This window comes from Nonomuraea sp. B1E8, assembly GCF_039871515.1.
In the GTDB taxonomy this organism is placed as follows: domain Bacteria; phylum Actinomycetota; class Actinomycetes; order Streptosporangiales; family Streptosporangiaceae; genus Nonomuraea.
The window spans coordinates 658,935-667,470 of the sequence record NZ_JBDPLS010000003.1 but is presented as its reverse complement, the minus strand read 5'-3'; the positions used below and the strand labels follow the sequence as shown (position 1 = coordinate 667,470).

General features: G+C 71.4%; 7 protein-coding genes and 1 tRNA gene. 3 read left to right on the top strand and 5 right to left on the bottom strand.

All coding sequences use genetic code 11. The features are described from left to right. Positions 1-480: 480 nt before the first annotated feature. Positions 481-554 (bottom strand) — tRNA-Arg (locus ABGA98_RS14965). A gap of 285 nt (positions 555-839) precedes the next feature. Here ABGA98_RS14965 and ABGA98_RS14960 point away from each other — a divergent pair. Beyond that, positions 840-1,622, top strand: a complete 783-nt coding sequence (locus tag ABGA98_RS14960) for a phosphotransferase (protein ID WP_347618856.1) — start codon at positions 840-842, stop codon at positions 1,620-1,622. After that, positions 1,606-2,538 carry a cobalamin biosynthesis protein gene (locus tag ABGA98_RS14955; RefSeq protein ID WP_347618855.1) on the top strand — a complete coding sequence of 311 codons (933 nt, stop codon included), beginning with the start codon at positions 1,606-1,608 and terminating at the stop codon, positions 2,536-2,538. Before ABGA98_RS14960 ends, ABGA98_RS14955 begins: the two co-directional genes overlap by 17 nt. Before the next feature lie 71 nt (positions 2,539-2,609). Here ABGA98_RS14955 and ABGA98_RS14950 read toward each other — a convergent pair whose 3' ends face one another. The 3 genes from ABGA98_RS14950 to ABGA98_RS14940 form a co-directional block, all read right to left on the bottom strand. Then, positions 2,610-2,843 (bottom strand): hypothetical protein, encoded by a 234-nt coding sequence (locus ABGA98_RS14950; RefSeq protein WP_132600066.1) that lies wholly within the window; start codon positions 2,841-2,843, stop codon positions 2,610-2,612. 90 nt (positions 2,844-2,933) lie between these two features. Next, positions 2,934-3,731 carry an exodeoxyribonuclease III gene (locus ABGA98_RS14945; protein WP_347618854.1) on the bottom strand — a complete coding sequence of 266 codons (798 nt, stop codon included), beginning with the start codon at positions 3,729-3,731 and terminating at the stop codon, positions 2,934-2,936. Between the two features lie 55 nt (positions 3,732-3,786). After that, on the bottom strand, positions 3,787-4,551 hold the full coding sequence (locus ABGA98_RS14940; protein ID WP_347618853.1) for a hypothetical protein: 765 nt from the start codon (positions 4,549-4,551) through the stop codon (positions 3,787-3,789). Positions 4,552-4,671: 120 nt separating this feature from the next. Between ABGA98_RS14940 and ABGA98_RS14935 the strand changes: the two genes are divergently transcribed. Further along, positions 4,672-5,400, top strand: a complete 729-nt coding sequence (locus ABGA98_RS14935; protein WP_347618852.1) for an AfsR/SARP family transcriptional regulator — start codon at positions 4,672-4,674, stop codon at positions 5,398-5,400. Between the two features lie 6 nt (positions 5,401-5,406). Here ABGA98_RS14935 and ABGA98_RS14930 read toward each other — a convergent pair whose 3' ends face one another. Continuing rightward, positions 5,407-8,409, bottom strand: a complete 3,003-nt coding sequence (locus ABGA98_RS14930) for a BTAD domain-containing putative transcriptional regulator (RefSeq protein ID WP_347618851.1) — start codon at positions 8,407-8,409, stop codon at positions 5,407-5,409. Positions 8,410-8,536 lie beyond the last annotated feature (127 nt).

Genomic DNA, 8,536 nt, shown 5'->3' with positions numbered 1-8,536 from the left:
TCCGAAGTCGATCTGTCGCAAGACCAACTTCTACCAGGGGCTTTACGCTTCTCGATCATCGGGGGCGCCGGCGTCGGGGCGGCCCGAGGATCACACTCTGTCGCGGGGGCTTACGCGGAAGGGCTCACTGAGGTCGACGAGTTGGTGCGTGTCGTCGGCGCATGCGGTCGGGAGTGAGGCCCGGAGCTACTGCCGTCCAGGACCGCCCAGGCCGCACACCCGAACGGCGGGAAGCGCCGTCGTCTGCTCCTTGCAAGAACAAGGCCGCCAGGGTCGCACCAAGCGTGCTGTTGAGTGAGTCTGGCACGCCGAGGCTCTCAAGGGCGACTCTGGCCGCAACCATACGCAGGATCGTGGGCAAGCATTGGGCGTGGACGCCCGCAATCGATCAGTTAGAGCCGTAGACACTCGGACATGCCCAGAGGGCCTCTGACCCGCGTTGCCGCAGGTCAGGAGCCCTCTGGTGCTGGTCGAGTGCAGCGCGCCCTGCAGGATTCGAACCTGCGACCGTCGGATTAGAAGTCCGGTGCTCTATCCAGCTGAGCTAAGGGCGCTCCCGCCTTATTGTGCATGATCCGGCGACATGTCACGCACACGTTTTCCCCGTGTCAGCCTGTCGACCCGATCACACCCGGCATGAACAGGATCTCGGCGACCATGGCCGCCATGGTCCAGCCGGTGGTCTGTCTGGTCATGCGGGCCACAGGGAGGATACCCGAGGAGGAGGAAGCCGGCGGCACCCACCCCAGGTGGGTACGGCATCGACCGGGGCGATCTTGTTGCCGGAACCGGCGAAAAGATCGGGCGGAAGCGGGGCGGAATGTCTAAGCTTCCGTGGCATGGTCGCGACGCTCCTGCATGAGATTCCCCTGCAGGGCGGGGATGTGACTGACGGGGTGGTGCGCGTCGGTGACACCGTGCGCAGACCGGCCAGTACGTCCACGCCCTCCGTGCACGCCCTGCTCAGGCACCTTGAGGCGACGGGGTTCGAGGGTGCGCCACGGGTGGTGGGGATGGACGAGCTTGGGCGCCAGGTCCTTACGTACGTGCCGGGCACGACCGGGTTGCGGCGGGAGAGCGCGAGTGATGAGGCGCTGGCCGGACTCGCGGTGCTGGTGCGGGAGTTCCACGATGCGACTGCGGGGTTTCCCTTGGTGCCGGACGGCTGGGAGGGGGGATCGAATGACGATAAAGCGCCGGAAGTCATTGGCCATTGTGACTTAACGATGGATAACGTGATTTTTCGGGCGGGACGGCCGTGCGCGTTGATCGACTTCGATCTGGCCCGGCCGACCACGCGGCTCTTCGACATCGTCACCACCCTTCGCCACTGGGCCCCGATCGCCGACCCCGTCGACCGCCCTCCGCTTCTCCGCGCCCTCGACGTGGGCGAGCGCCTGCGCCTGTTCTGCGACGCGTACGGCGTCCTGCCCCGTGACCGGCGCCGCCTCCTCGATCTGGCCAGGCTCCGCTTCCACCGCTCCTACACCGTCATGCGCACCCGCGCCTCGGCCGGCGGCAACTGGGCGAAGATGTGGGCGAACGGCGCCGGCGAGCGCATCCGGCGTGCCGCCGCATGGCTGGACGTGCACGAAGATGAGCTCCATGCCCACCTGGTCTGACCCTCTCGGCCTCGCTCTCGGCGTGGCGCTCGACCGGCTCGTCGCCGACCCCCGCACTCCCGCCCATCCGGTGGCCCTATTCGGGCGTGCCGCGGCGAGGCTGGAACGTTCGATCTACAAGGACGCGCGGTCGCGCGGAGTCCTGCACGTCGCCGTGTGCGTCGGCGGAGCGACCGCGCTCGGCGTGCTGGCCCAGCGCGTCCCCGGCCGGCCGGCGCGTACGGTCGTGACCGCCGTCGCCACCTGGGCCGTGCTGGGAGGCACCACGTTGGCCCGCGAGGGCGCCTTCATGGCCGCCGCCCTCGAACACGACGACCTCCGACGCGCCAGGGCCCGCCTCCCCCACCTGTGCGGCCGCGACCCTTCCCGGCTGGAGGCCAAGGAGCTGGCGCGGGCCACGGTCGAGTCGCTGGCCGAGAACACCTCCGACGCCGTCGTGGCCCCGCTGTTCTGGGGCGCGGTGGCGGGCGTGCCGGGGCTGCTGGCCTACCGCGCCATCAACACGCTGGACGCCATGATCGGCCACCGCTCGCCGCGTTACGAGCGGTTCGGCTGGGCCGCGGCGAGGCTCGACGACGTGGCGAACTACGTGCCCGCGCGGCTGACGGGCCTGCTCGCCGTCCTGACCGGGCCGGACAAGCGCGGGGCGCTGTCCGCGCTCAGGAGGGACGGCCACCGGCACCCCAGCCCGAATGCCGGCCGCTGCGAGGCCGCGTTCGCCGGCGCGCTGGGCGTCACGCTGGGCGGCACGAACGTCTACCAGGGCAGGGTCGAACACCGTCCGACGATGGGTGACGGGCCCGAGCCCGACGTCAAGGACATCCGCCGGGCCGTCCGCCTGACCCGCGCCGTCACCCTGGCCGCCGCGGGCACGGCCGTGCTCGCCACCTGGGCCCTCCGCCGCCACCGCCCCTGATCGGGCGGGCCGGGGAATTCGGTGATTGCTCCACTCCGTGCAATTGCGCGGTAATCACCGACCGCCTTTTTTCACATGACGCGATTCAGGTTGAGCACCAGCCAGACGACGAATATCGCGAGCAGGGTGATGCCGATCATCGACTTGGCGGCGTTGTTCGCGACGGCCTTCCTGGCGCTGACCTGCCTGGCGCTCTGCTTCCACACCTGGCGCATGATGACCATGGTCTGGAAGCGGCGGCCGAGGGCGAACACGGCGAGGGCGATGAGGATGAAGAGAATGACACGGCCGTCTGCAGGTTCCACGGAGCTCCCCCTGTGGGCCTTGATGGTTCTTAACACCCCCGAAACATTCGAGACCACAGAATACTCGGATGGCCGTGAATGGGAATAAGTTCATGGCCGCAGATCGACCACGATCGGCGCGTGGTCGGACGGCCCTTTCCCTTTGCGGGCCTCGCGATCGACGTACGCCGACCGCACCCGCCCCGCGACGTCCTCGCTCGCGTAGACCAGGTCGATGCGCATGCCCTTGTTCTGGTGGAACATTCCGGCCCGGTAGTCCCAGTAGGTGAACGGGTGCGGCCCTTTCATCGGCGTCGGCACGACGTCGTGCAGTCCCAGAGCGCGGAGGTCGGCCAGCGCCTGGCGTTCTGCCGGGGTGACGTGGGTGGAGCCGACGAAGAGCGCGGGATCCCACACGTCGGCGTCGGACGGCGCCACGTTGTAGTCGCCGCACGCCACCACGGGCCCGGCGGCCAGTTCGGCTTCGAGCGCGTCGCGCAGCGCCGCGAACCAGTCCAGCTTGTACGCGTAGTGCGGCGAGTCGACCGTGCGCCCGTTCGGCGCGTATAGAGACCACACCCGCATGCCGCCGCAGGTGGCGCCGATGGCCCGGGCCTCGGGGCGGGCGGCGCCGACCCCGTCGAGCTCCGCGAATCCGGGCTCGCCGGGGAAGCTCAGGGTCACCTCGTCGAGCCCAGCCGCGGACAGCAGCGCGACGCCGTTCCACCGCCCGTCGCCGTGGGCCGCGGCGGCGTAGCCGAGCGCGCCCACCTCCGCCGCGGGGAACGCCTCCGCGGGGCATTTGGTCTCTTGCAGGCAGACGATGTCGGGTTTGACCTCGGCCAGCCATTCGAGCAGGCGAGGCAGTCGTGCCTTGACCGAGTTCACGTTCCAGGTAGCCAGGCGCATGGTTCCAGCCTGCCACCAGCGGGGGCGGCAGGCAGCGAGCGCCCCCGCGAGCCGATCAGCGCATCTCGCTGGTCCAGAGCGGCTTGTTGGCGGCCGAGTAGATGATGACGCGGCCGTCGTTGCTGACCGACAACCAGGCGCCCGGGTTTCCCGCGGTCCTGGTGGTCCACAGGGCCTTGTTGTTGTCGTCGACGACGACCCAGTTGCCTTCCTTCTGCATGATCGAGCGCGCGCCCGGGTGCCCCGCCGTCGGCGTGGTGAACAGGCTGCGCTGCCCGTCGTACAGGACCGCGTTGCCCTCCTTCTGCTGGATCAGCTTGTAGCGGCCGTTGTGCGACTGGATGAACTGCCCGGGGCGCAGCACCTGGCCGGAGGGCAGCTTGCTGATGTAGGCCATGGAGGACCACAGCGGCTTGTTGGTCCTGGAGTAGATCACCAGGTTGCCGCTCTGCTTGGGCAGCTTGAGGTAGGCCCCGGGGTTGCCGGCGGTCTGCGTGGACCACAGCGGCTTGTTGTCGAGGCCGTAGATGACGAGGTTGCCCTCCTTCTGCATGGTCGTCCGGGCGCCCGGCTTGCCCGCGGTGGGCGAGCTCCACAGCGCCTTGGTGCCGTCGTAGAACACCAGGTTCCCCTGGGCCTGCTGGATGAGCTTGAACCGGCCGGAGGTCAGCGACTGTCCGGGCAGCAGCCAGTCGCCGGGGCCGAGGCGGTCCTTCGCGACGACGGCGGCGTTGCTCGGCTGCGCCGTGGCGACGGTGGCCATCGGCCCCGCGATGAGCGAGCCCGCCATGACGGCGATCGCGGCCTTCTTGGTGATCACTATGTTTCTCTTCCTGTTGGGCGAAGATCGTGAGGGGTAGACCCTGGCAGAAGGAGTTGGCGTTCTGTTGGCACCGCGGTGTTTAGCCGCCTTTTAGCGCGCCCCGGCAGGCTGTCCGGAATGGATCGCTTGGAGTTTCGCCTGCTCGGGTCCATTGACGCCTGTGTTGGGGGACGCCGCCTGGATACCGGGCCGCGTAAGCGTCGTTACGTCCTGGCCGCGCTGCTGCTGGACCTGAACCGTCCGGTGCCGGTGGAGCGGCTGATCGACGCCGTGTGGGAGGGTGATCCCCCGGACAGCGCGCGGATGACCGTGCAGGGACACGTGTACCGGTTGCGCAGGGCGCTGGTCGGCGCCCGGGTGGAGACCGACTCGTCGGGGTACGTGCTGCTGGCCGACCCGGAGTCGGTGGACGCGCTGCGTTTTCGCCGGCTGGTCGCCGAGGCGGCGCGGCGCGACGACGGGTCCGGCGCCGATCTGCTGGACGAGGCGCTGGCCCTGTGGCGCGGTCCCGCGCTCGGCGGGTCGGGAGGCGGCAGGTCGCTGGAGGTGGCGGCGGTCGAGCTGGAGGAGGCGCGGCTGGCCGCCGTCGAGGAGCTGGCGCGCAGGAGACTCCGGCTGGGGGAGCCGGAGCGGCTGGTCGCGCCGCTGCGCGCGAGCGTGACGGCCAACCCGCACCGGGAGCGGCTGGTGTCGTTGCTGATGACGGCCTTCTACCAGGTGGGGCGGCAGGCGGAGGCGCTGGAGCTGTACGAGCGCACCCGCCGCCTGCTGGCCGATCAGCTCGGCGTGGACCCGGGCCGGGAGCTCCGCGGCACCTTCGAGTCGCTGCTGTCCGCCCAGGCCTGAGCGGGCTCAGAGCTCGTCGAGCACGGCCCGCGCGGCGGCCTCGTCGAGCCGGTGCCCCCATTCCCGGTGCACCTCGGCGGCCCGCCTGGCGTGTTCGCGCGCCGCGTCGGGGCGCCCGTCGAGCAGGTCGGTCCGGGCGAGCAGGGTGAGCGCCAGCCCTTCGAGCCGCCGCAGGCCGTGCCGGGTGGCCGCGTCGAGCGCCTGCCCCGCCGCTTCGGCGGCCTCGGCGTTCCGGCCGCCGCGCAGGCAGACCTCGGCCAGCCAGACGCGCACGCGGGCGTCGAGATAGGGATAGGTGCGGTAGCGGTAGGAGGCGATCACCTCCTTGAGCATGGAGATGCGCACGCCGAGCTCGATGGAGTCGTCCACCAGGGCGAGCGTGCTGCGCGCCTCGTCGTACTCGCTGCGCAGCCCGCTGGCCCTGGCCGTCTGCACGGCCCGCCTCGCCAGGTCGGCCGCCCTGGCGTCCTCGCCCTTCAGGTGGTACGCCATGGCCGCGCTCGACAACGTTCCCGGCAGCCGGCCCGCATGGGCGGACTTCAGGCCCTCCTCGAACGCCTCCGCGGCCGCGTCGAGGTCGCCCATCGCCAGCCGGATGTCGCCGACGATGGAGCAGGCCCTGGCCCGCCAGGCGGGCGGCTCGCCGAGCGACTCCCGCATGCGGTTGGCGCGGAGTTGTTGTTCCAGGGCCTCGCGGGTGCGCCCTGACCACAGCAGCACGATGGCGTGGTTCTCCAGCGTGGCGGCGAGCTTCGTGGAGGGCTCCAGCGCCTCCCACAGCCGGACGATGCGCTCGTGCCTGGCCGCGCCCTCGTGGAAGTCGCCGAGGCTGGAGGTGGCCACGACGAAGTTGGTCAGCGCCAGGAGTGTTCCCGTGCTCCAGCCGATCCGTTCGTAGAGCTCGGCGGCGAGCTCGTAGTGGCGCAGGGCCGCGCGCGGTTCGTTCAGGACGAAGCGGGTGTTGGCCTGCGTGTGGTGCATGCTGGCCTGCCCGGCGAGGTCGCCGTCGCGTTCGGCGGCGGCCAGGCCCTTCCGCGCCAGGGCCGCGATCACGTCGGGCTGGTACGTGCCGTACATGAAGGCCCGCAGGGTCTCGATCAGCCGCCAGAGCATGCGTCCCGAGGCGTGGTCCATCACCGCCAGCAGGTTGTGCTGCTCGGCGTCCAGCCAGGCGGTGGCCGCGCCGGCGTCGGCGAACTCCTCCGCGTCGTACGGCGGGTCTTCGGGCGTGAGCGGCAGCAGCTCGATGGAGGGCGCGAGGAGCGGCGCGGCCGCCCGCGCGGTGTGCAGGTAGTAGGCGTGCAGCCGGGCGGGGTCGTCGTCGCCCGCCGTGCAGTGTTCGCGGGCGTAGAGGGCGACCAGGTCGTGCAGCCGGTAACGGCCCGGCGTGTGCTCCTCGACGAGATGGGCGGAGGCGAGCCTGGTCAGCAGCCGGGTGGCCGTGGCCGGGTCGGTGCCGGCCAGGCGGGCGGCTGAGTGGGCGGTGAAGTCGCAGCCGGGGACCAGCCCGAAGCGCCTGAACAACATGCGCGCGTCGTCGGGGAGCGCGGCGTACGAGCTGGCGAACGCCGTGGCGACCGTGGCCTGCGCGTCTCCTTCGACGGCCAGCGTGCTCCAGCGGTCGGCGTGCAGTTCCTTGATGTATTCGCGCAGGTCGGCCCGGCCGATGAGGTTGGCGCCCGCGATGGCCAGGGCGAGCGGCAGGTGCCCGCAGAGCTCGGCCAGCTCGGCGACGGCCTCGGGGTCGGTGTGGACGACGTCCTTGCCCACCAGGTCGGCGAGCAGGTCGCTGGCCTCGGTGGGGGTGAGCGTGGCCAGGCGTACGCTCTGCGCCCCCTGCAGGATGAGGCCGCGCAGCGTGTCGCGGCTGGTGACGATCACGCCGCAGGAGCCGCCGGGCAGCAGCGGGCGGACCTGCTCGGCGTCGGCGGCGTTGTCGAGCAGCAGCAGCACCCGCCTGGTGGCCAGCGTCGAGCGGTAGAGGTCGAGCTGCTCGGCGATGCTGTTCGGCGCCGGCACGCCCAGAGCGCCGAGCAGCCGGGTCAGCACCCGCTCGGGCGGCAGCGGCTCGCCCTGCCCGTAGCCGTTGAGGTCGACGTGGAGCTGGCCGTCGGGGAACTCGGCGGCGACCCGGTGGCCGACGTGCACGGCCAGCGCCGACTTGCCGATGCCGGCCGCGCCGGTGACCACGGCGACGCGGCCCTCGCGCAGCAGCTCGCGCACGCGCTCGGTCTCGGCCTGCCTGCCGACGAAGCCGGCGACGTCACGCGGGAGCTGGCGCGGCACCACCGGGCGGTGGCCTTCGACGATGCGCTGGTGCAGGTCGCGCAGCCGGGGCCCGGGGTCGACGCCCAGCTCCCCCGCGAGCAGCCGCTGCACCCCGTGGAACAGCTCCAGGGCCTCCGCCGTCCGCCCGTCGTGCCACAGCGCCGTCATGGCCAGCGCGTGCGGCGTCTCCCTGAGCGGCTCCTCGTCCCTGAGCTCCTGCAGCAGCGCGGGCACCTCGCGGTGGCGGCCCAGCTCGATGAGGGCGGCGGCGTACTCCTCGACGAGGTCCCAGCGCTCGCCGGTCAGCGGGCCGCGTACGCGCTGGTCGACCCAGGTGGTGCCGACCCCCTGCAGGGGCTGCCCGCGCCACAGGGAGAGCGCCCGCTCCCAGGCCGCGGCGGCGTGCTCCGGCCGGGTCGCCGCCCGCCCTTCGGCGGCCAGGCGGCGGAAGCGGCGCACGTCGATCTCGTCGTCGGGCACGGCGAGCGAGTAGCCGGCCGTGGTGCTGGCGATGCGCCCGCCCAGCGTCTTGCGCAGTTGGGAGACCTTGAGCTGGACGATGGTCTTGGCGGTCTTGGGCGGGTCTTCCTCCCACAGCGCCTCGATCAGCCGGTCGACCGGTACGTAGGCGCCGTGGCAGGCCGCGAGGAGCCCGAGCACGCACTGTTGCTGGGCGCCCTCGATCGGGATCTCAGCACCGCCGTCGTACACTTCGACCGGGCCGAGCACGCGGATGTCCATCGTGTCCGAGCCTAATGCGTCAAACCTTCGTCATCTTCGCATCTGCGCCGAGAGCACGCCCGGCGGCGGGAACACGGGCCGCCGTCAGTGGGCAGGGCCGACTCAGACACCGGCGGCCTTTGCCCGT

Coding starts and splice junctions, on each gene's coding strand:
- ABGA98_RS14960 (WP_347618856.1), top strand. CDS start 840: ATGGTCGCGACGCTCCTGCATGAGATTCCCCTGCAGGGCGGGGATGTG.
- ABGA98_RS14955 (WP_347618855.1), top strand. CDS start 1,606: ATGCCCACCTGGTCTGACCCTCTCGGCCTCGCTCTCGGCGTGGCGCTC.
- ABGA98_RS14945 (WP_347618854.1), bottom strand. CDS start 3,731: ATGCGCCTGGCTACCTGGAACGTGAACTCGGTCAAGGCACGACTGCCT.
- ABGA98_RS14935 (WP_347618852.1), top strand. CDS start 4,672: ATGGATCGCTTGGAGTTTCGCCTGCTCGGGTCCATTGACGCCTGTGTT.
- ABGA98_RS14930 (WP_347618851.1), bottom strand. CDS start 8,409: ATGGACATCCGCGTGCTCGGCCCGGTCGAAGTGTACGACGGCGGTGCT.